Raw genomic sequence first — 20,577 nt, forward strand, 5'->3', positions numbered from 1 at the left:
TTTTCAGAACCTATACCTATGTTTTCGTTAGGGCGGAAGGGCTTACGCGATCCCTTGCAACCCGGACGACACCGGCCTAAACCCGCGTCAATCCCGCTGCATCCCAAGGTCGCGCCATGTCCACGCCCGCTTTCATCCTGACCCGCCCGCAAATGGGTGAAAACATTGGGGCCAGCGCACGGGCGATGCTGAATTTCGGCTGTGATCGTATGCGGATCGTCGCCCCGCGCGACGGCTGGCCAAACCCCAAGGCGGTGGCCATGGCGTCGGGGGCAGGGCGGGTGCTGGATGGGGCCAGCGTATATGGCGATCTGCCAGGGGCCGTCGCGGATTGCGACTATATTTTCGCGACCACCGCGCGCCCGCGGGGCTTGACCAAAACGGTCGTGACGCCCGAACGCGCGATGGCGCAGGCGCGCGCGCTGATGGGGGAAGGCAAGAAGGTGGGCGTGCTCTTTGGGCCGGAACGCGCGGGTCTGGAAAACGAAGACATCGCGCTGGCCAATGCCATCATTTCTGTGCCGGTGAACCCGGATTTCGCATCGCTCAATCTGGCCCAATGTGTGTTGCTGGTGGCCTATGAATGGGGCCGCCAGACCAGTTCGGTCAGCCCCGAAGTGGTGGACATGGCCAAGACCGATTGGGCCGGTCAGGTTGAGGTCGAGGCGCTGGCCCGCCACTACGAAGACCGGCTGGACGACGCACAGTTCTTTTTCCCGCCCGAAAAAGCCGACGGCATGAAAATCGTGCTGCGCAATATGTGGAGCCGGATGCCCCTGACCCGCGCAGACGTGCAGATGCTGCACGGAATTTTGCGCCAGATGGTGCGGTGGAAAGAACGCGGTTAACGCTGGGGGCGCTGGCGGAAGTGGTCGATCAGCGTCTGAATCACCTGTTCGCTGGCCAGACGCGTGGACATACTGTCGCCTCCGACCAGGGGGCGTTTTCTGGCTGGATCGTTCGTGGGGCGAAATTTGAATTCGAAATGGTCTACACTGCCCGCCTCGAAGGGCAGGTTCGGGCCTTTTTCTGTCATATTATTTTGTTCCTGCTCGTTCCGTGTCGGCTTGGGTTGATATTGCCCGGACATAGCGGCCATAGCTTTAAGGCCAGATTGTCCCAACGGCAAGTTGCGTCATGAGATTTTTGCGCGCTCGGCGAAACGTCGCACAGGCTTGCCGCCACCCAGCCAAGCGCCTAGATTTCGCGCGACACAAAGACAGAGAGCCCGCATGAGCCAGAACCGTACGATTTTCGAAGATGTCTCGACCGATAAACCGACCGGGTCCACCCCGTCCAAGGGGCGGATCGACCGGCCGGCCGGGGCCCGCAAGGCCATCCGTGCCTGGTTGATCGCGCTCTTTGCGCTGGTTGTTGCGATGATCTGCGTCGGAGGGCTCACCCGGTTGACGGATTCGGGCCTGTCGATCACCGAATGGCGCCCCGTTACCGGCGCGCTTCCCCCGATGAACGCCGAAGGCTGGAACAGCGAATTCGCGAAATACCAGGAAATCCCCGAATACACGTTACAGAACAAGGGTATGAGCCTGTCCGAGTTCAAGGCGATCTATTGGTGGGAATGGGGCCACCGGCAATTGGGACGCGTGATCGGGCTGGTTTGGGCGGTCGGTTTTCTTGGGTTTCTTGCGGCGCGCAAGATCCCGACGGGCTGGAACAAGCGCCTGTTGGGGATTGGCCTGTTGGGCGGTTTGCAGGGGGCGATCGGCTGGTGGATGGTCTCGTCTGGGCTGGACGGTGGCATGCTGGATGTGGCGTCTTACCGTCTGGCGGTGCACTTGGGGCTGGCGTTTGTCATTCTCGGGTTCATCGCCTGGTACGTCTTTTTGCTGTCACGGCCCGAAGCGCAGCTCCTACAGGCCCGGCGCGACCGCAACCCCAAGCTGTTCGGTCTGTCGACCGGGCTGCTGCACCTGTCGTTCATCCAGATCCTGCTGGGCGCGCTGGTGGCCGGAATCGATGCGGGCCGCGGTTTTACCGACTGGCCGCTGATGGGGGGGCATATCTTTCCCCCCGATCCGTTTGCGCTTGAGCCGCTTTGGCGCAACTTTTTCGAAGACGAAGGGCTGGTGCAGTTCATGCACCGGGTTGCCGGCTATCTGGTGTTCATTTTCGGGATTGTGGTCTGGTCGCGTGGGCATGCCAGTGCAAATGGCGCCACCAGGCGGGCGTTCGATGTCATGGGGGCTTTGGTTGCCTTTCAGGTCGTTCTGGGCGTCGTGACGGTGATGAACGGCGCGCCATTGGCCCTGGGAATCGCGCACCAGCTTGGCGCGGTCGCCCTGTGGGTGGCGGTCCTGCGGGCACGGTTCCTGGCGCAGTATCCGTTGCCCCAATCGATCCGGAGAGCATGATCATGTCCGCCTATGACGAACTGATTGCCTATTCCCGCGAGACGGTCGCCTTGGCCCAGGTTGCCGGGCGATTGGGCTGGGACCAGGAAACCGTGATGCCGCGCGGCGCCGCCGCCCAACGCGCCGACGAAATGGCCGCCTTGGAAAGCGTGCTGCATGCGCGGCGCACCGACGCGCGTGTCGGCGATTGGCTGGACCGGGCCGAGACGACGGGCGACGTGGCCGCAGCGCAGTTGCGCGAATTGCGGCGCAGCTATGAGCGCAATACCAAGGTGCCCGCGCGGCTGGCGTCCGAGATCGCGCGCGAAACATCAGTAGCCCAAGGCATCTGGGCCGAAGCGCGCGCCAACGAAGACGTTGCCGCCTTTGTGCCCACGTTGAAAAAAGTGGTCGACCTGCGCCGCGAAGAGGCCGCCGCGTTGGCCGGGGACGGGCCGCTCTATGATGCGCTGCTCAACGATTACGAACCGGGCGCAACGGCCGCCTCGATCGGGGCAATGTTCGACGCGCTGCGCCCTGGGCTGGTATCTTTGCGCGACCGTATCATCGGGTCTGGCCGCCCACCGCATGGGCTTGTGGGGCGGTTTTCGCAAACCGACCAGATGGCGCTGACACGCGAAATCGCGGCGCAGTTCGGCTATGATTTTACCCGCGGTCGGATCGACAAGGCGGTGCACCCGTTTTCATCCGGTTCGGGTGCGGATGTGCGCATCACGACCCGGACCGACGAATCCGATCCCTTCAACTGTCTCTATTCCACGATCCACGAGGTCGGCCATGCCTGTTACGAGCAGACCATCGCGCCCGAGCTTGCGTTGTCGGTGCTGGGGCAGGGCGTTTCGATGGGCGTGCACGAGAGCCAAAGCCGGATTTATGAAAACCAGCTAGGTCGCAGCCGCGCGTACACCGGGTGGTTGTATGAGCGTATGAGCCAGGTCTTTGGGCCGTTGTCGACGCCCGATGCCGATGCGTTCTATGGCGCGATCAACCGCGTGGCTCCGGGGTATATCCGTACCGAAGCGGACGAGGTGCACTACAACCTGCACGTAATGTTGCGCTTTGATCTGGAACGCGAATTGATCGACGGAACGCTGGACGTGTGCGATCTGGAAGAGGCGTGGAATACCCGGTTCCACAGTGATTTTTCGGTGCAGGTAGATCAGCCGTCGCATGGGGTGCTGCAGGATGTGCACTGGTCGGTGGGGCTATTCGGCTATTTCCCGACCTACACGCTGGGCAATGTGTATGCCGGGTGCCTGCATCAGGCGCTGCGCGCAGATATACCCGATCTGGACGCGCACCTGGCGCGCGGCGATCTTGGCCCGGCAACGGCCTGGCTGGGCGAAAAGGTGCAGCGCCATGGCGCCGTCTATACCCCGCGCGATCTGATCACCCGTGCCTGCGGCTTTGAACCCAGCGAAGCGCCTTTGCTGGACTATCTCGAAACCAAGTTCACCGCGCTTTACAACCTGTGAAACGCGGCGCGGTCAGGTCGGGGTGATCGGCCACCGACTGGCCAGATCTGCCACGCCCGCGCGGATCAGATCGGCCAGAACGGTCTCGTCCACGTCGGCCAGCTTGTTGATATAGAGACACGCCTTTGCGCGCCTGTGCTTGCCCAACCGGTCCAGGATGTCGCCGAAATCGGTGTAGCCCGGCATGATATAGATCGACAGCCGCGCCTTTTGCGGATGAAAGCCGGTCGCCGCGAATTCGCCCTCACGCCCGCTGTCATAGCGGTAGTGATACCGGCCATAGCCGATGATCTTGCCCCACAATCGGGGTTGAAAGCCGGTGGCGTCCTGCATGATCCGGTCCAGCCGGATCGCATCGGCCTTGCGCTGCGGGTGTTCAACAGCGTCCAGATAGGCGGCAACCTGGCTCACTGGGACCAGTTCGGCGACCGCTTTTCGATGAAGGCGGCGATGCCTTCTTCGGTGTCCGGGTTCAGCATGTTCTGCACCATCACGGTGCCGGTATATTCATACGCATCGGCCAAGGTCATTTCGATCTGGCGATAGAACGCTTCTTTGCCGATACGCACCGCCGAGCCCAATTTGGCCGCCACGACTTCGGCCAGTTGGAGCGCGGCGTCTTCATGGGCCCCGTCCGGCACCGTCTGGTTGATCAACCCCAGCGATTGGGCGCGTTCGGTATCGATGAACCGGCCCGTGGTCAGCATTTCGAACGCGTGCTTGCGCGGAATATTCCGGCTGAGCGCCACCATCGGTGTCGAACAGAACAGCCCGATGTTCACCCCGTTGACCCCAAAGCGCGTGCTTTGCGCGGCCACGGCCATGTCGCAGCTGGCCACCAACTGGCAGCCGGCCGCGGTGGCGATGCCGTGCGGCGCGGCGATGACGGGTTGGGGCAGGTGGGTGATCGTCGTCATCAGTCGGGCGCAGCGCGAAAACAGATCAGCGAAATAGCCCGCCCCGCCATCGTCGGCCTGTCGCCCGGCTGTCATTTCCTTCAGGTCGTGGCCGGCACAAAATGCCTTGCCTTCCCCCGACAGCACCACCGCGCGGATGTCGGTCGTGGCGGCGATTCCGTCCAGCTCGTCCTGCAATGCAGCAATCATCGCGTCCGACAGGGCGTTCAGATTTCCCGGCGATATCATGCGGATATGGGCCACCGCGCCCGTATCGCATCGGTCCAATAGTGTCATCTTGTCCTCTCCCTCGTTTTCCAACAAGGTTAGAGCGAAACGCACGAAGGGGGAAGGTTTTGAACATAGTTATGGACACCGGCGCGCTGCACCAGCTTTTGAACGACGTGTTCGAGCAGGTTGCCGGAGAATACGAGATCGAAGAAATCACACCAGAAGGCGTCCGCGTCCGCCTGAACGTGGGCCACAAGCATCTGCGGCCCGGCGGCACCATATCGGGCCCGTCGATGTTCGGGCTGGCGGATGTGGCGGTCTATCTGGCGGTTCTGTCGCGCATCGGGCCCGAAGCGCTGGCGGTCACGACGAATTCATCGTTTGATTTCATGCGCAAACCGGATGGTGACAAGGATATGATCGCCGATTGCCGTCTGTTGAAGTTGGGGCGCGTTCTGGCCGTGGGCGATGTGCTGCTTTATTCCGAAGGGCAAGAGGCCCCGGTGGCGCGCGCGACACTGACCTATTCGATCCCGCCGAAATGATTGGCGCAGAATATGCCGCGTTCGGCAAATAGAAAAGGCGGGCCGAAGCCCGCCTTTTCCCTGCACCTTTGGACCCCCTGAGGGGAAGGGGTACAAAGTCTCAGAAGTCGTAGCCGACCGACACAGTGACCTCATAGTCCGAGCCGTCTGCGTCTGCATATTCGGCCGAAGCCCAGACGTTGTCGGTAAAGGCATAGGCGCCTTCCAGGCTCCAGTAGGTGGTGCCATCGTCACCAACTTCGCCGGTCACGGCGAAATCACCGAAGGAATACACGGCGCCGGCGTAGACATCCCAGTCTTCCGCATCGATCAGGTAGGTCGCGCCAGCGTAGATCGCGAAGGGGTCGGAAACGGGAAAGCCTAGTTCCAGGTTCACGTCGGTGTCGTCATACCCGTCTTCGCTGTTGGTGTAGCCAGTGGCGGTTGCGTCCAGCGTGACGCCGGTTGCGAATTCCCAGCCGTAACCCAGCGAGATCTCGAAATCGACCGACTCGTCGATATCGGTGGTTCCGGCCCACAGGCCGAGGGTCACGCCGCTGGCCGTGCCTTCGATATAACCTTCACCTGAATAGTAGGTGTCGCCGTCCTCGGGGAACATGGCGTTCGCCTGGTAGCCGTAAGACAGTTCCACGGCGGACGCCGCCATTGGGGCGGCGACAAGTGCCAGTGCGGCTGCGGATGTTGCAAATAGTTTCATTTTGACCTTCTTCCTATCAATCGAACCGTTTGCGCGGGCAGACCGCGCCGGAACTCTGGGTTGCCGGTATTCTCCGGCTTGCTAGGTGGGTCGCTTTGTATTGGTTGCCTGCTCGTCGCTGACTGGAACGACCTTATCGTGACAAGTCCGTCCAAAACGTGACCACCTCTAGACCTGAAGTACGCCGTTCATTCTGCGGTGCAACACGATATGCTGCAGATGCACGTTCAAAATTTCGTGACGACATACGCTGCCCAAAAACCGAGCGTTTCCGCCGCAAGAAAATTGTCCCAGCCGAAAAATCGGGCAAACTGCGTCTGGCGGGCGTTTTCGGGCCTGGAAAAGGGGCCAAAAATGGGGTAATATAATACCTTATTTTTAACGTATTGTTTTAGCGGCGTAATTTCGGTTGGGCGGTGCTTGACTGGGCGCGAAAAACGCTTAGAACACCGCAATCCGAATTTACCCACGTATAGGGCACAACCATGAACACCTTTACCGCTACCCCGGCGGATATCGACAAGAAATGGATCATCATCGACGCCGAGGGCGTGGTGCTGGGTCGTCTTGCCTCGATTATCGCCATGCGTCTGCGCGGCAAGCACAAGCCGTCTTTCACCCCGTCGATGGACATGGGTGACAACGTGATCGTCATCAACGCCGACAAGGTCCAGCTGACCGGCAAGAAGCGCACCGACAAGGTGCACTACTGGCACACCGGCTACCCGGGCGGCATCAAGTCGCGCACCGCAGGCCAGATCCTGGAAGGTGACCACCCCGAGCGCCTGGTCACCAAGGCCGTTCAGCGCATGCTGCCCGGCGGCAAGCTGAGCCGTCAGCAGATGACCAACCTGCGCGTCTATGCCGGTACCGAGCACCCGCATGAGGCCCAGAAGCCCGAAGTTCTCGACGTCAAGTCGATGAACAAGAAGAACACCCGGAGCGCATAATCATGGCCGATCAGATCAACACTCTCGAAGACCTGGCCGCCGTGGCCGAAGGTACGCCCGCTGTCGAATCAACGGCCGAGCCGCGTGAACCCGTTCGTGACGAACTGGGCCGCTCGTATGCCACCGGCAAGCGGAAAGACGCGGTTGCCCGCGTCTGGATCAAGCCCGGCTCGGGCAAGGTCGTGGTGAACGGCAAGGACATGGATGTGTATTTCGCACGCCCCGTTCTGCGCCTGATCCTGCGCCAGCCTTTCCAGGTGGCCGGTGTCGAAGGCGAATTCGACGTCATGGCAACCGTCAAGGGCGGCGGACTGACCGGTCAGGCCGGCGCGGTCAAGCACGGCATTTCCAAGGCGCTGCAGCTTTACAACCCGGACCTGCGCGGCCCGCTGAAAGCCGCTGGCTTCCTGACCCGCGACAGCCGCGTCGTGGAACGGAAGAAATACGGTAAGGCCAAAGCCCGTAAGAGCTTCCAGTTCTCGAAGCGCTGATACCACAGATATCTTTGCAAAGGGGCCGTCCGGTGGGGCGGCCCTTTTCTTTGCACTTGCATCGGCGCGTGTTTCGGTGAAACCGTGACCTGTGTGAACTTGGCAAACGGGCCCCATGACGAAGACTGGAACGCGCAACCGGATCAACGCAGGCGCGTGGCTGATCAGCCCCCCCGCGTTTTTTGCCGTGGCGCTGCTGGCCGTTCCGCTGGCCGCCGTGGTGCTGATCAGTTTCTGGACCCAGACCGGCATTCGCGATTTCGACACCGCCCTGACCACGGCAAACTACCGCGAAGCGCTGAGCGATCCGCTGTATCTCCAGCTCATGATGCGGTCCGTCTGGGTGTCGGCGGCAGTGACATTAGTGACCGTGGTTCTGGCCTTTCCGATTGCCTATTACGTCAGTTTTCACGTTTCACCGCGCCGCAAGCCGCTATGGATCTTTCTGATCACGATCCCGTTCTGGACGTCTTACCTGATCCGGGTGTTCCTGTGGAAAGTGATCCTGGGATATTCCGGGGTGTTGAACACCGGCTTGCAATGGCTTGGGATCATTGATGATCCCCTGACCGTCATCCTTTACAACGTCAATGCGGTGGTGATTACGCTGGCCCATGCCTATGCACCCTTCGCAATTCTGCCGATCTTTGTGGCGCTGGAAAAAATCGACCGCCCCCTGCTGGAAGCCGCGCGCGATCTGGGTGAAGGGGTTGTGCAGACCTTCCGCCGCGTGACCCTGCCGCTGGCCATGCCCGGCGTCATCGCCGCCAGTCTGATCGTGTTCATCCCCACGGTGGGTGATTACATCACCCCGCGCCTTGTGGGCGGGCCTGGCGGGCTGATGATTGCCAATATGATCCAGACCCAGTTCCTGCGGCTCAACAACGCGCCGATGGGCGCGGCGCTGGCGGTGCAGGCAATGGGGATCGTGGCGGTGCTGGCACTGGTCTTTGTACTTGTCCTGCGCAAACTGACCCGGCGGCTGGCGCAATGAGCGGGCGCGGCCTGCGGACATATGCATTGCTCTATCTGGTGTTTCTCTATGCGCCGATTTTCCTGTTGCCGCTTTTTGCGTTCAACGACGCGTCGACGATCACCTTTCCGCTCAAGGGGTTTACGACGCGTTGGTTTTCCGAGCTTTGGGGGATCCAGGCAATGCGCGCCGCGGTGTTGACGTCACTGAAAGTGGCGGCGATTTCCGCGCTTGCGGCCACGGCGCTCGGGGTTTGCGCGGCCATGGCCGTCACGCGGTATCCGTTTCGCGGACAAAAGGGGCTGATGGGGTTGATCATGCTGCCGCTGGTCCTGCCGGAAATCATCGTGGCCGTGGCGCTGCTGGTGGTGATCTTGCGCCTTGGTCTGGATACGGGAACCTGGGCGGTGATTGCGGGCCACACGCTGATTTGCGTGCCCTTTGCCATTGCCATCCTCACTACTGCCTTTGCCGCGCTGGATGGGTCGCTCGAGGAAGCGGCGGCCGATCTGGGGGCCGGGCGCATCGCGACCTTTCGCCTGGTCACCTTGCCGCTGGTGATGCCCGGCATTATCTCGGCGCTGCTCATTTCGTTCACCATTTCGATGGACGAATTCATCATCGCCTTTTTCCTGACCTCGGGCGAACCGACCTTGCCGGTCTACCTGTGGTCCATGCTGCGCTTTCCCAAGCAGCTTCCCGCGGTGATGGCACTGGGGACGATCCTTGTGGTGCTGTCGATCCTGCTGCTCAGCATCGCCGAATATTATCGCCGCCGCGGGATCCGGCGCGCGGGCGGCAACATTACCGGAGGCGTCCTGTGAGCCCAGGCAAACCGATCATCACGCTATCCAATCTGGAAAAGTTCTACGGCGACTTTCAAGTCTTGCGCGGCATCGATCTGGATATTTTCGAGGGCGAATTCTTTTCCCTGCTCGGCTCGTCCGGATGCGGCAAGACCACGCTGCTGCGCGCCATTGCCGGGTTCGAAGGGTTCGAAAAAGGCAATCTGCGCATCGATGGGCGTGACATGGCCGGTGTCCCGCCGAACGAACGCCCCACCAACATGGTGTTCCAGTCCTACGCGATTTTTCCACATATGAGCGTGGGTGAAAACGTCGGCTTCGGCCTGCGCAAGCGGCGCGCAATGGGGCGCGACAGCAAAGCGCGTGCGGTGGCCGAGGCGCTGGAGATGGTGGGATTGGCGGGATTTGGCGGGCGCGCGGCCCATGCGCTGTCCGGCGGTCAGCGCCAGCGTGTGGCCCTGGCACGCGCCCTTGTGTTGCGGCCCAAGGTTCTGCTGCTGGACGAGCCGATGTCGGCGCTCGATGCCAAGATCCGGGCCCAGATGCAGCACGAATTGCGCCGCCTGCAGCGCGAAGTCGGGATCACCTTCATTCTGGTCACGCATGATCAGGAAGAGGCGCTGATCATGTCCGACCGGATCGCGGTGATGTTCGACGGCGGCATCGCGCAGGTGGCCGATCCGCAGACCCTGTACAAACGCCCGGCCAGCCGGCGGGTGGCGGAATTCATCGGGGTGATGAATTTCCTGCCTGCCGAAATTTCCCCAGCCGACGGGCGCGATATCCATGTGCGCGTTGCCGGGCTGGGCGACGGCACGATGGCGGCCGATCAATGCTCTGCAGGGCTGACGCCGGGGTCGGTGCAGGTGGGGCTGCGTCCCGAGACCCTGTCGATCCTATACGAAGGCGATGTCAGCGCGCTGCCGCAAGCCCGGGGCACGGTGGTCGAGGTCACGTATTACGGCGACATGACCAGCTATGACGTGGCGCTTGATGGCGTCGACAAACCGATCTCGATCACGATGAAAAACCTTGTCGGGCGCCCGGTGCTGGGCCGTGGGGACGCGGCGCGGATCGCGTGGAACCCCGAAAGCCTTGTGGTCTTCCCCAAAGATCAGCTGTCTGCCGGAATCAGTCCCAAGCCGCGCAGGTAGATCCCGATCCCGCTCTCCAGCAGGTCCTCGGGCGGGTACGGGCTCTTGGTGCCGGGGCTGCCGCGTGCAAATAGTTCGACCACCCCGTGGCACATCGCCCAGATATGCGAGGCGACCATCTTGGCCGGGGGCCGCTTGTCGGCCGGGATATGCCGGGTCAATTCGGCCGCGGCATCTTCCAGTATCGATAGGGCCCTGTTGGCGGCCTGGTACAGTTCCGGCGTGCGCTGGATCGAAATCCCGCTTTCGAACATCGCGATGTAATGGCCGGGGTGTTTGCGCGCGAACGCCAGATAGGCGTGGCCCGTCGCTTCGAACGCGGCCAGATCGGATGTGCTGCCAGTGGCGCGGGCATATTCCACCAGGTCGCCGAAGATCCCGTACCCCTGCAGCGCGATTTCCGCGATCAGGTCCGCGCGCCCTTCGAAATGGCGGTAGACGGCGGCCGGGGTGACGCCGGCGCTCTTGGCAGCTTCGGACAGGGTAAAGCCGGTGGGGCCCTTGTTTTCGATCAGCTCCAGCGCAGCGTCGACCAGGGCTTGGCGCAGGTTGCCATGGTGATAGCCGCGCTTAGCCATGCCAAATGTCCGGGGTGCCGCACACCTTTGGGTCGGGCGCGTCAACCTTGCCTTTGCCGGCATAATCAATCTGGTTCAGAACGGCGCGAATGGCGGCCAACCGGGCACGGTACTTGTCATCCGACAGCACCACCGTCCACGGGGCCACCTGCGTGTGCGAGCGCGCGAAGGTTTCGGAAATCGCCGCTGAATAGTCATCCCATTTCTTCAAACCCTCAACGTCAATCCATGAGAGTTTCCATTGCTTTAGCGGGTCTTTTTCACGCGCCAGAAAGCGGCGCAGCTGTTCGGCGCGCCCCACGTTCAGCCAGATCTTGAACAACTGGATGCCTTCGCTGGCCAGCATGTCTTCGAATTCGGGCAACTGGTGGAAAAACTTTTCGCGCTGCGCGTCGGTGCAAAAGCCGAACACCTTTTCCACGACGCCGCGATTGTACCACGACCGGTCGAACAGAACGATTTCACCCGCCGTGGGCAGATGATCCACGTAGCGCTGGAAATACCATTGCCCCGCTTCGCGTTCGGTCGGCTTGGACAGGGCCACGGTGCGCGCGATCCGTGGATTAAGGTTCTCGCGGAACCGCTTGATCGTGCCACCTTTTCCCGCCGCATCACGGCCTTCAAAAACCACCACGATCCGTTTGCCGTTTTCCTTGACGTCGGCCTGCAGCTTGACCAGCTCGCGTTGCAGCATGTCGATTTGGTCCTGATAGGTCGATTTCTTCATCCACCGATCATAGGGGTAGCTGTCGCGCAGGATGTCTTTCTTGTCGCCCTGGTCAATCGCGCGCCGCACATGTTCGGGCGCGCCATTTTCGTAGAAATCGGAAATCGCTCCGTCGAAGGGAAGGGTCATCTGCTCACCTTTCGTTTCGGCCACTATCGCGGGTTAGAAGCCCGAGTACAATCCGGCGCGGAGGGCGGCCCGATCAACGGCGGCCACCACGTCTGCGACCGCCACATGGTGCGGCATGTGTCCGATCCCGTCCAAGCGGGTCAGATGCGCATTCGGCGCGTCCCGTGCAAGCTGTTCGGCGTGGATGGCAAGGGGTACCGTGTCGTCATGGGTCCCGTGCAGGATTTCGATGGGCAGGGTCAGGGATCCGTAGCGGGCGTCCATCCCCGCGATCTGGGATTGCAGGGCCGCACGCTGAACGGCGTTGGCGCGCAATGACCGGTGGCGCAGCGTCATGCGCGGCCCGAAATGATCGGGGTAGCCTTCGGGCATCGTTTGCGGAGTAAAGACGCTGGCCATTTCTCGGCGCACAACGGCCCGCGGAACCCACGCGTTCAGCAGCCATGCCATGACGGGGCCGCTGAGTGGATGCGACAACGCCTTGTAATAGGTCGACAGGCCGCCGTCCCATTCATGGCTGGGCGCGGATAGCTGCACCAGCGCCGACAGGCTGCCCGGCGCATCCAGAGCCCAGGCCAGCGATACTGCGCCGCCGTAACTTTGGCCTAGTACGATCGGGGCCCTGGCACCCATCGCGCCGGCCGTGCGCCGTATCGCATCCGCCTGGTCGGACAAAAGGTGACCATCAGGGCGCGCCTGCGACCAGCCCAACCCCGGCCGGTCGATGGAAAACACGCGAAAGCTTTGTGCCAGTGCGGGGGCCAGTGCAAAGCTCATGTCGCGGGTCGACCCGGACGAGCCGTGGATCAGCACCACATGGGGCGCGTCCTGAGGCCCCGCCACCGTGCCAAGCATTGCCCGCCCGTCGATGTCGATCAGGCGGCCTTCGGGCGGATAGGCGCTGTGCACAGCGCGGGTGCGCAATGTGGCCGCGCCCACCGTCGCCGCAATTGCCACGGCGGCGATGGTTGACAGGAACAGGGCGTTAACTGCCAATTTTTTCAATGTCGTAGTGGGTGGATTGGTAGATTTCATTCACCCAGTTGCCATAGAGCAGATGGGCATGGCTGCGCCACCGGTTCAGCGGCGGCAGGTCCGGGTTGTCGTCCGGGTAATAGTTGCGCGGCACGTTGATCTCTTTGCCCGATGCCACGTCCCGATCATATTCTTCCTTGAGCGTTTCGCTGTCATATTCAAAGTGGTTGAAAACCATCAGCGCGCGATGCTCGGGGTCTTGCACCAGGCACGGCCCCACCTCGTCACTGCCCAGCAGCGTGATCAGCGACGGGTGCGCGTCGATTTCGGCTTGTTTCATTTCGGTCCAGCGGCTGACCGGGACAACGAAATCATCCGAAAACCCCCGCAGATAGGGCGACGCCGGGGCCAGGTTGTTGTGGCGGAAACAGCCGAACGCCTTGCGATCCAGAAGGTGTTTCTGAATGTTGTGGAAATGATAAAGCAGCGCCATGCCGCCCCAACACACGCCAATGGTGGAATGCACGTGGGTTTGCGTCCAGTCGAAGACCTGCGTCAGCTCGTCCCAATAGGTCACGTCTTCATACGCGATGGTTTCGATCGGGGCGCCGGTGATAATCAGCCCGTCGAACTTTTCGCCACTGGCGGCCACGTCGGCAAAGGGGCGATAGAATTCGGCCATGTGCTCGGCGGCGGTGTTTCTGGTCTGATGCTCGGACATGCGCAGCAGGTGAAATTCGATCTGCAGCGGGGTGGCCCCGATCAGCCGCGCAAACTGGTTTTCGGTCTGAATTTTCTTGGGCATCAGGTTCAAAAGCCCGATGCGCAACGGCCGGATGTCCTGTGTCTGCGCACGGCCCTCGCCCATGACCATGACGCCCTCGGCCGACAGGACATCATAAGCGGGCAGGTTTTCGGGCAGGGTGATGGGCATCGGATCGGCCTTTGGCGGTTGCGTGAAGCGGGAAGATAGGGCTTTGGCGCGGTGGGCTCAAGTGCGGGGGGGCTGGCGCGCGTCCAGCGCATGGGCAATCAGATCGGTGAAATCCTGCGCCGTGCTGACCTGAGCGACATCGGCGGCATCGACGCTCACGCCCCAGTTTTCGGCCATCGCCCGATAGATCGGCTGGCGATGGGCCAGGGCCCTGGCATATGTGAACCGGATGAAATCGTCGGGATCGACGGCGTCGGGCGCCACACCGCGCGCGGCCAGATAGGCATCCCACTGCGCCGACAGGAATTCGGGCCGGTAGCACATCGGTTTGGGGGCGCGGTCAAAGCGGCGGATCAGTTCTTCGGTATGCGCGTGCGATCCGCGAATCCAGACCGGCAGCAACACCTGGCTGAGTGGTTTCAGCACCGGATCTTCGGGATTTTCGGGATCGACCACTTCGCAGATCGACCCCGACGTGTCGCAGACAAAGTTGTCATACCCGTACAGCCGTTTGGCCCGGTTGATGAAATGGGGCGTGTCCTGCATGGCTGCGATTTCGGCCACCGTGTGCTGGGCCTGACGCATCCTGTATTCGTCAATCGGCAAGCCACCCTTGGCCGGATCGCCCGGTTTGCCCAGATACGTGGACAGGGGCGTAAGGTTATCGAACGTGATGTTCGACGCGATATACACGCTGTCAGTGCGCAACAGCTCGGCCAGAAACGGGTTTTTCATCGCCTCGGCCTTGAAGTTGTCGGCGATGTGTTCGCCCATATACCGCGTGCCGATGCGGTAATCGGCCGAATAGTGGAACCAGTCGCCGCTGTCGCGCAGCATGGTCGACACGAATGTCTTGCCCAGTCCGGACATGCCAAACAGCATCACGCGTTTTTGCGGGGCGTCCCGCCAGTCTTGTCCGGATGAATAGATCATGTGTTGCGTCCCTTGCTTCGCGGGCGCATCTAGCCGGTTGCAAGCGGCGGGGTCAATTCCGGCGCGCGCCGTGACCCGCGATCTTGCGCCACACGCGCCCATCGATCAAGATCATGCCCGCCGCGATCAGGGCAAACCCGGCATAGGCCTGAGGGCTCAGGCTTTCGTTCAACCAGATCGCGCCAAGCGCAACCGCCACAGGGGCGACCAACAGCGTGACCAGCAGCAGGTTGCCCGACCCGGCGGCCTTGGCCAGCCAGTAATAGAGCAGATAGGCCACGCCGGTCGCGATCACCGCCAGGTAGAGCGTCGCCGCTATGACGTCCGCCGACAGGTCGGTGGGCGGCGGCCCTGCGACCAACCACGCCAGCGGCAGCATGACGATGGTCGAGCAGGTCAGCATGCCAAGGGCTGCGACCTCGGGGCGGATGCCGGTCAACCTTGCGCGGGCAAAACTGCCTGTGACGCCATAGGAAATCGCGGCCCCGATCACGGCCAGCTGGCCCAGCGACGTGATGGAAAACCCGCGCAGCGCCGACACGCCGATGACCAGTGCCACGCCGCCAAGGCCCAGCGTCACACCGATCAGTTTGTGTGGCGTCAGCCGTTCATCGGCAAAGACCAATGCCGCGATCAGAATTCCGAAAAACGCGGTGGATGCGTTCAGGATCGATGCCAGCCCAGAGGCGATATGTTGCTGTCCCCAGGTGATCAGCATGAAAGGCACCACGTTGTTGAACATGCCCATGACCGCCGCGGCGCGCCAGAATGTCCCACTGCGCGGCACGCTCAGCCCGCGGATCAGCACATAGACCCACAGCACCAGCGCACCCAGCCCGACCCGGCTGGCCACGATCCACTGAACCGCCATTTCGCGCAGCATGACGGCATTTGACAGAAAACTGGCACCCCAGATCAGGGCCAGCAACAACAGCCCGGCCCAGGCCCGCAGCGATATGGATTTCTGTTCAACCATGGCGCGACGCTAGGGTCTGAACGCAGGCACCGCAATCTGGATCATGCGGATTTGGCAGTGCCCCGTCCGCCCAAACCCAGAATGTTCGCGTAGTTCGCGCCAAAGATGATGGCCGCGCCCAGCAAGACGGGCCATTCCAGCGCTTCGCCGTAGATCGCCGCGCCCAGAAGCGCGATCAGCGGCAGGCGCACAAAGTCGATCGGCGACACGATGGCGGGCGGGGCCAGGGACAGCGCGGTTGTCAGGCAGAAATGGGCCACCAGCCCGCCCATCCCGACGACGACCAGCCAGCCAGCGGTGGGGAGCGATGGCAAGGTCATGTCACCATCCAACCCCGCGCAGGCAAAGCCGAACACCATCTGCATCAGCGTCAGCCAGAACAGGACACAGGTGACAGTGACATCGCCCTTTTGCGTGAGCTTTCGGGTAAACAGGATCGACCCGGCAAACCCCCAGGCACACAGCGCCGCCGCGATCAGCCCGGGCGAAAGGGCCCCTGCGCCGAAAGGGCGCGCGACGATCAGGATGCCGCAAAAACCGATCAGTGCGGTGATCACATTCAACCGGGTCAGCCGGTCGCCCAGAACCATGGGCGCCAGCAGCACGACAAGGATCGGGGCAGTGAATTCGAGTGCGATGACCTGCGCCAGCGGGATGATCGCCACGGCAAAGAACCACAGGTTCTGCCCGGTAAAGTGAAACACGTTGCGCCAGAAATGCAGCTGCAGATGCGCGCTATTCACGCTGCGCAACGCCCCTGTCGCCCAGCCCAGCGCCAGCACGATACCAAAGCCGATCACCGATCGGTAGGCCATGATTTCAAAGGTATCCAGTTGCCCGCCAAGTTGCCGCCCGGCAATCGCCATCGACGAAAACCCACCCACTGCGCCCATCATCCAGAGCGCGGCATGCAGCGGCCGCGCGCTCATTCCAGCTCGATCGTGCCGGGCGGTTTCGAGGTGCAATCGTAAAAGACGCGGTTGATGCCTTTGACCTCGTTGATGATCCGGGTCGAGGTTTCGGACAGGAAATCATGGGTAAACGGGTAGTAATCGGCGGTCATGCCATCGACACTGGTGACCGCACGCAGCGCCAGCGCATAGTCATAGGTGCGCCCGTCGCCCATCACCCCGACGGTGCGCATCGGCAGAATCGCTGCGAACGCCTGCCAGATGTCATCATAGAGATCATGTTTGCGGATCTGATCGATATAGACCGCGTCGGCCTTGCGCAGGATTTCAAGCTTGTCGCGGGTGATTTCACCGGGGCAGCGGATCGCCAGCCCGGGGCCGGGAAAGGGGTGGCGGCCGATGAAGCTGGCCGGCAGGCCCAGCTCGTGGCCCAGTTCGCGCACCTCGTCCTTGAACAGCTCGCGCAGCGGTTCAACCAGTTTCAGACCCATCTTTTCGGGCAGGCCGCCCACGTTGTGGTGGCTTTTGATCGTGACGCTCGGCCCGCCGCTGAAGCTGACGCTTTCGATCACATCGGGGTACAATGTGCCCTGGGCCAGAAACTCGGCGCCCTCAATCCCGTCGGCATATTTCTGGAACACGTCGATGAACAGCTTGCCGATGATCTTGCGTTTGGTTTCGGGGTCGCTGACACCGTCGAGCGCGCCAAGAAACAGATCGCTTTCATCCGCATGGATCAGGTTGAGGTTGTAGTTGTCGCGGAACATCTGCACGACCTGTTCGGCCTCGTTCAGGCGCAACAGGCCATGGTCGACGAAAACACAAGTCAGCTGATCGCCGATCGCCTCGTGCAGCAAGATGCCGGTGACCGAACTGTCCACGCCGCCCGAAAGCGCGCAGATGACCTTTTTGTCACCCACCTGTTCGCGGATCTTGGCAATCATTTCCTCGCGGTAGGCGCCCATCGTCCAGTCGCCCTTGAACCCGGCGATCTTGACGAAATTCTCGTACAGGGTCTTGCCGTTGGGGGTGTGGTGCACCTCGGGGTGGAATTGGACGGCGTAAAACCGGCGCTCGACATCGGCCGTCATGGCAAAGGGCGCACCGGGCGAGGTGCCGTAGACCTGAAACCCCGGCGCAAGTTCGGCGACGTGATCGCCGTGGCTCATCCAGACTTGCTCGCGCCCCGACCCATCCATGAACCAGCCGTTGAAGAAATCCGTATGGCGCTCGGTGGGGGTGACATAGGCCCGGCCGAATTCAGCCGTGGCATGTTCGCCCGCTTCGACCCGCCCGCCCAGATCGTGCATCATCACCTGCTGGCCATAACAAATGCCCAAAATCGGCACGCCCAGATCATAGGCGGCCTTGGGCGGGCGGGGCGAGCCCTCGCGCATGACCGAATCGGGGCCGCCGGAAAAGATGATCGCCTTGGGATCGAACGCCCTCAGACTGTCATCCGTGACATTCTGATAGGGATGGATTTCACAATAGACATTCAACTCGCGCAGGCGGCGCGCAATCAGCTGCGTCACCTGGCTGCCAAAGTCGATAATAAGAAGGCGGTCATGCGATGTGGTGCTCATGATCGCGGAATAGGCCGTGGGGCAGGGCGGTGCAAGCCCCTCGGGCACCGCAGCGGGCATTCGCCGCTTCGCTCAATGCGATGAGCACGGGCGCGCGCGTGGCAGAGGGCCAAGCCAATTGCCGGCGCGGTGTGGCAAAATCCACCTGGCTGCCCCGCGTGGCGGGCGCCGCCTGTCCCTTCCTTGGGGTGACCTGCGAGCGACATTGCGATCGTTCATGTTTCACCCCGGTTCAGGACCGCGGCGGGCCGTCGCCCGCCACGGTCCAGGGAAAAGCAAAACGCGCCAAGGCACACGGCGGGCGCGTTTCATGTTGATCTGGCCGGGCTGCCCTTGCCGATTTATGGCGTCGCGACGATGTTTGTCGCAACACTGCCCGTCCGAGGGGGGGGACCCCACTCGGCGCCCTTTTCGGGCAGCCCGGACCAGATCGTAGCGCCTTTTCAGGCGCATTCCTTGCGCTCAGGCAACAGGCGGGCTTCGGCCATCAGCGCGATCAGAACATCCACGTGTCTGGACACCGAATAGGACGCATCGCCCGACTTGCGCGTCAGTTCCAGCTGCGCCTCTTGCGCGATCAACGCATCCAGCGCGACGGCCGGCGACAGATTGGCCGGCGCCTTGATAATGCGGGCCAAATCCCGGGCGCGGTCATAGTGTTCGGCACCAAAACGCGCGGCCCGAATGAGCAGGCGGGGACGTTTGAGTTGAGCGAGAATCGAGCGGAGATCTTTCATTCGTCTAGTCCTTTGTCCAGCAAGTGTGGACCAAGGATTGCCACAACCCAGACGGGTGTTGCGTTGCGAAAAGACGACCGTTCGTTTGGTTACTGTGATGTTTACAAAGAAACAACAATTATAGGGACACCGGTTGAAATTAACTCTCAGGTAACCAAAACAACTTTAGGTTGAGTCGCAGGCCACGGGATGATCGCATACTCTGCCAAACGCAATCATGGCCTTCGTATGCTGGACCATCGCCCAGAACGGGCGTCGATTAACGGGGGAAGACCGAATGACACTTGGAACCAACGCGTCCGCCACAGACGCGCTGCCGAACTGGGTGCCGCAAGACGCACGGCACTACATCATCCACACCCAACTGGGGCAGTCCATTCGGTCTGTTGCGCGTACGGCGGGCTGTCATGCCTCGACCGTGATGCGCCAGGTCCACAAGCTTGAATCGCGCCGCGACGATCCACTTATCGACGAGGCATTGGTCACCCTGGGACGCATCAACCGCTCGAAATCAGGTGTTGAGAGCAAGGATGCACACATGACCACCTTTGACGATGCGGCGCCTGCGGGGGCCACACCCGACAGTGAAACCTTTGACAGGGAAGCGCGCCGCGTTCTGCGCCGCCTGGCCGAGCCGGGCGCCTGTCTTGCCGTGGCCAAAGACATGGAAAAGGCCGTTGTCGTTCGTGATATGCCCGATGGGCGGTCAAACCGGACGGCGGTGCTGGACCGCGCCATTGCGCAGGCGATCGCCCTAAAGGAATGGATTGCCGTTGAAAAGCAAGGGCGTATCGCGAAATACAAGATCACCAGCGCCGGGCGCACCGCGCTGCGCGACATGCTTGCAACCGACGACTTGCGCCCCGGCTTTTCCGAAGCGCCGGCGAATTTCGACGGACAGTCGGCCAGCTGGAACCGCGATCAGGAAGGGGGCGAGCAAAAAGGCCGGGCCCGCTATGCGGTTGTCGAAAGCCCGATCCAGGCCCTGTCGCGACGGCGTGACCGCGATGGCGCACCATTCCTGTCCCCCAAACTTGTGCGCGCCGCCGAACGTCTGCACGAAGATTTCGAACTGGCCCGCATGGACAGCCCCAATGCGGCCTGGGAAAGCTATATTACCGCGGACAGTGAAACGCCCGTCGTGCCCGGCACGAACCCGGCGCGCCAGCGCGTGGCCAATGTCTTGGCCGATCTGGGCCCGGGGCTGGGCGATGTGGTGCTGCGGTGCTGCTGCATGCTCGAAGGTATGGAAACGGCCGAAAAACGGATGGGCTGGTCGGCGCGTTCGGGCAAGATCGTGCTGCGCATCGCATTGCAGCGGCTGGCCCAGCACTATGCGTCACGCTCTGATTACGACCTGATCGGCTGAGCTTGGGTCGGCCGCGCGGGCGCAGCGGCTGATCTGATGAAAAGGGCGCGGCTCCTCCCGGCTGCGCCCTTTTTGCCGTCTTATGGGTCCAGGTTTGCATGCCCGATTGCAAAGCGGCTATGCACCCGAGGA

Annotated in this window: 23 protein-coding genes; 10 read left to right on the top strand and 13 right to left on the bottom strand. The window is 62.0% G+C overall.

Going from position 1 to position 20,577, the window contains the following annotated elements; all coding sequences use genetic code 11:
• Positions 1 to 116 precede the first annotated feature (116 nt).
• Entirely contained in the window at positions 117 to 848 is a 732-nt protein-coding gene (locus ACP2AV_RS06615) for an RNA methyltransferase (RefSeq protein WP_426371907.1), read from the top strand.
• On the opposite strand, the gene ACP2AV_RS06620 is transcribed toward ACP2AV_RS06615, so the two are convergent.
• Positions 845 to 1,036: a hypothetical protein gene (locus ACP2AV_RS06620; protein ID WP_426371908.1), complete on the bottom strand. Its 192-nt coding sequence runs from the start codon at positions 1,034 to 1,036 to the stop codon at positions 845 to 847. The genes ACP2AV_RS06615 and ACP2AV_RS06620 overlap by 4 nt on opposite strands.
• Positions 1,037 to 1,232: 196 nt before the next feature.
• On the opposite strand from ACP2AV_RS06620, the gene ctaA reads away from it, so the two are divergent.
• The gene (gene ctaA / locus ACP2AV_RS06625; RefSeq protein WP_426371909.1) at positions 1,233 to 2,372 is read left to right on the top strand and encodes a heme A synthase; all 1,140 of its coding nucleotides are present in this window, start codon (positions 1,233 to 1,235) and stop codon (positions 2,370 to 2,372) included.
• A 2-nt stretch (positions 2,373 to 2,374) separates the two neighbouring features.
• Complete coding sequence (locus tag ACP2AV_RS06630; RefSeq protein ID WP_426371910.1) at positions 2,375 to 3,847, top strand: carboxypeptidase M32; 1,473 nt, start codon at positions 2,375 to 2,377, stop codon at positions 3,845 to 3,847.
• Positions 3,848 to 3,859: 12 nt separating this feature from the next.
• On the opposite strand, the gene ACP2AV_RS06635 is transcribed toward ACP2AV_RS06630, so the two are convergent.
• Complete coding sequence (locus ACP2AV_RS06635) at positions 3,860 to 4,258, bottom strand: DUF1801 domain-containing protein (protein ID WP_426371911.1); 399 nt, start codon at positions 4,256 to 4,258, stop codon at positions 3,860 to 3,862.
• The gene (locus tag ACP2AV_RS06640; protein WP_426371912.1) at positions 4,255 to 5,040 is read right to left on the bottom strand and encodes an enoyl-CoA hydratase; all 786 of its coding nucleotides are present in this window, start codon (positions 5,038 to 5,040) and stop codon (positions 4,255 to 4,257) included. The genes ACP2AV_RS06635 and ACP2AV_RS06640 overlap by 4 nt, the downstream gene beginning before the upstream one ends.
• A gap of 59 nt (positions 5,041 to 5,099) precedes the next feature.
• Here ACP2AV_RS06640 and ACP2AV_RS06645 point away from each other — a divergent pair, with 59 nt between their 5' ends.
• A complete protein-coding gene (locus ACP2AV_RS06645; RefSeq protein ID WP_426371913.1) occupies positions 5,100 to 5,519 on the top strand; it encodes a PaaI family thioesterase in 420 nt (139 codons plus the stop codon).
• Positions 5,520 to 5,619: 100 nt separating this feature from the next.
• On the opposite strand, the gene ACP2AV_RS06650 is transcribed toward ACP2AV_RS06645, so the two are convergent.
• Entirely contained in the window at positions 5,620 to 6,216 is a 597-nt protein-coding gene (locus tag ACP2AV_RS06650) for an outer membrane beta-barrel protein (RefSeq protein ID WP_426371914.1), read from the bottom strand.
• Positions 6,217 to 6,701: 485 nt separating this feature from the next.
• Here ACP2AV_RS06650 and rplM point away from each other — a divergent pair, with 485 nt between their 5' ends.
• The 5 genes from rplM (at position 6,702) to ACP2AV_RS06675 (ending at position 10,590) form a co-directional block, all read left to right on the top strand.
• Positions 6,702 to 7,166 carry a 50S ribosomal protein L13 gene (rplM, locus tag ACP2AV_RS06655; protein ID WP_426371915.1) on the top strand — a complete coding sequence of 155 codons (465 nt, stop codon included), beginning with the start codon at positions 6,702 to 6,704 and terminating at the stop codon, positions 7,164 to 7,166.
• 2 nt (positions 7,167 to 7,168) lie between these two features.
• Positions 7,169 to 7,657: a 30S ribosomal protein S9 gene (gene rpsI, locus ACP2AV_RS06660; protein WP_426371916.1), complete on the top strand. Its 489-nt coding sequence runs from the start codon at positions 7,169 to 7,171 to the stop codon at positions 7,655 to 7,657.
• A gap of 115 nt (positions 7,658 to 7,772) precedes the next feature.
• A complete protein-coding gene (locus tag ACP2AV_RS06665) occupies positions 7,773 to 8,651 on the top strand; it encodes an ABC transporter permease (protein ID WP_426371917.1) in 879 nt (292 codons plus the stop codon).
• A complete protein-coding gene (locus ACP2AV_RS06670) occupies positions 8,648 to 9,454 on the top strand; it encodes an ABC transporter permease (RefSeq protein WP_426371918.1) in 807 nt (268 codons plus the stop codon). Before ACP2AV_RS06665 ends, ACP2AV_RS06670 begins: the two co-directional genes overlap by 4 nt.
• On the top strand, positions 9,451 to 10,590 hold the full coding sequence (locus tag ACP2AV_RS06675) for an ABC transporter ATP-binding protein (RefSeq protein WP_426371919.1): 1,140 nt from the start codon (positions 9,451 to 9,453) through the stop codon (positions 10,588 to 10,590). Before ACP2AV_RS06670 ends, ACP2AV_RS06675 begins: the two co-directional genes overlap by 4 nt.
• On the opposite strand, the gene ACP2AV_RS06680 is transcribed toward ACP2AV_RS06675, so the two are convergent.
• The 9 genes from ACP2AV_RS06680 to ACP2AV_RS06720 all read right to left on the bottom strand — a co-directional run bounded on the left by ACP2AV_RS06680 (position 10,551) and on the right by ACP2AV_RS06720 (position 19,076).
• Positions 10,551 to 11,168, bottom strand: a complete 618-nt coding sequence (locus tag ACP2AV_RS06680; RefSeq protein ID WP_426371920.1) for a TetR/AcrR family transcriptional regulator — start codon at positions 11,166 to 11,168, stop codon at positions 10,551 to 10,553. The genes ACP2AV_RS06675 and ACP2AV_RS06680 overlap by 40 nt on opposite strands.
• Positions 11,161 to 12,024 (bottom strand): polyphosphate kinase 2, encoded by an 864-nt coding sequence (gene ppk2, locus ACP2AV_RS06685; RefSeq protein WP_426371921.1) that lies wholly within the window; start codon positions 12,022 to 12,024, stop codon positions 11,161 to 11,163. The genes ACP2AV_RS06680 and ppk2 overlap by 8 nt, the downstream gene beginning before the upstream one ends.
• A gap of 33 nt (positions 12,025 to 12,057) precedes the next feature.
• Positions 12,058 to 13,029 (bottom strand): alpha/beta fold hydrolase, encoded by a 972-nt coding sequence (locus tag ACP2AV_RS06690; RefSeq protein WP_426371922.1) that lies wholly within the window; start codon positions 13,027 to 13,029, stop codon positions 12,058 to 12,060.
• Positions 13,010 to 13,933 carry a homoserine O-succinyltransferase gene (locus ACP2AV_RS06695; RefSeq protein ID WP_426371923.1) on the bottom strand — a complete coding sequence of 308 codons (924 nt, stop codon included), beginning with the start codon at positions 13,931 to 13,933 and terminating at the stop codon, positions 13,010 to 13,012. The genes ACP2AV_RS06690 and ACP2AV_RS06695 overlap by 20 nt, the downstream gene beginning before the upstream one ends.
• 57 nt (positions 13,934 to 13,990) lie before the next feature.
• Entirely contained in the window at positions 13,991 to 14,866 is an 876-nt protein-coding gene (locus ACP2AV_RS06700; RefSeq protein ID WP_426371924.1) for an ATPase, read from the bottom strand.
• Positions 14,867 to 14,918: 52 nt separating this feature from the next.
• Entirely contained in the window at positions 14,919 to 15,842 is a 924-nt protein-coding gene (locus tag ACP2AV_RS06705; protein ID WP_426371925.1) for a DMT family transporter, read from the bottom strand.
• A 41-nt stretch (positions 15,843 to 15,883) separates the two neighbouring features.
• On the bottom strand, positions 15,884 to 16,771 hold the full coding sequence (locus ACP2AV_RS06710) for a DMT family transporter (RefSeq protein WP_426371926.1): 888 nt from the start codon (positions 16,769 to 16,771) through the stop codon (positions 15,884 to 15,886).
• Positions 16,768 to 18,339 (bottom strand): glutamine-hydrolyzing GMP synthase, encoded by a 1,572-nt coding sequence (gene guaA / locus ACP2AV_RS06715; protein ID WP_426371927.1) that lies wholly within the window; start codon positions 18,337 to 18,339, stop codon positions 16,768 to 16,770. The genes ACP2AV_RS06710 and guaA overlap by 4 nt, the downstream gene beginning before the upstream one ends.
• A 443-nt stretch (positions 18,340 to 18,782) precedes the next feature.
• Positions 18,783 to 19,076 carry a DUF6477 family protein gene (locus ACP2AV_RS06720; protein ID WP_426371928.1) on the bottom strand — a complete coding sequence of 98 codons (294 nt, stop codon included), beginning with the start codon at positions 19,074 to 19,076 and terminating at the stop codon, positions 18,783 to 18,785.
• Positions 19,077 to 19,353: 277 nt separating this feature from the next.
• On the opposite strand from ACP2AV_RS06720, the gene ACP2AV_RS06725 reads away from it, so the two are divergent.
• The gene (locus tag ACP2AV_RS06725) at positions 19,354 to 20,445 is read left to right on the top strand and encodes a DUF6456 domain-containing protein (protein WP_426371929.1); all 1,092 of its coding nucleotides are present in this window, start codon (positions 19,354 to 19,356) and stop codon (positions 20,443 to 20,445) included.
• Positions 20,446 to 20,577: the final 132 nt, after the last annotated feature.

It is taken from the genome of Aliiroseovarius sp. PTFE2010, assembly GCF_049943335.1.
Taxonomy (GTDB): Bacteria; Pseudomonadota; Alphaproteobacteria; order Rhodobacterales; family Rhodobacteraceae; genus JBNFVY01.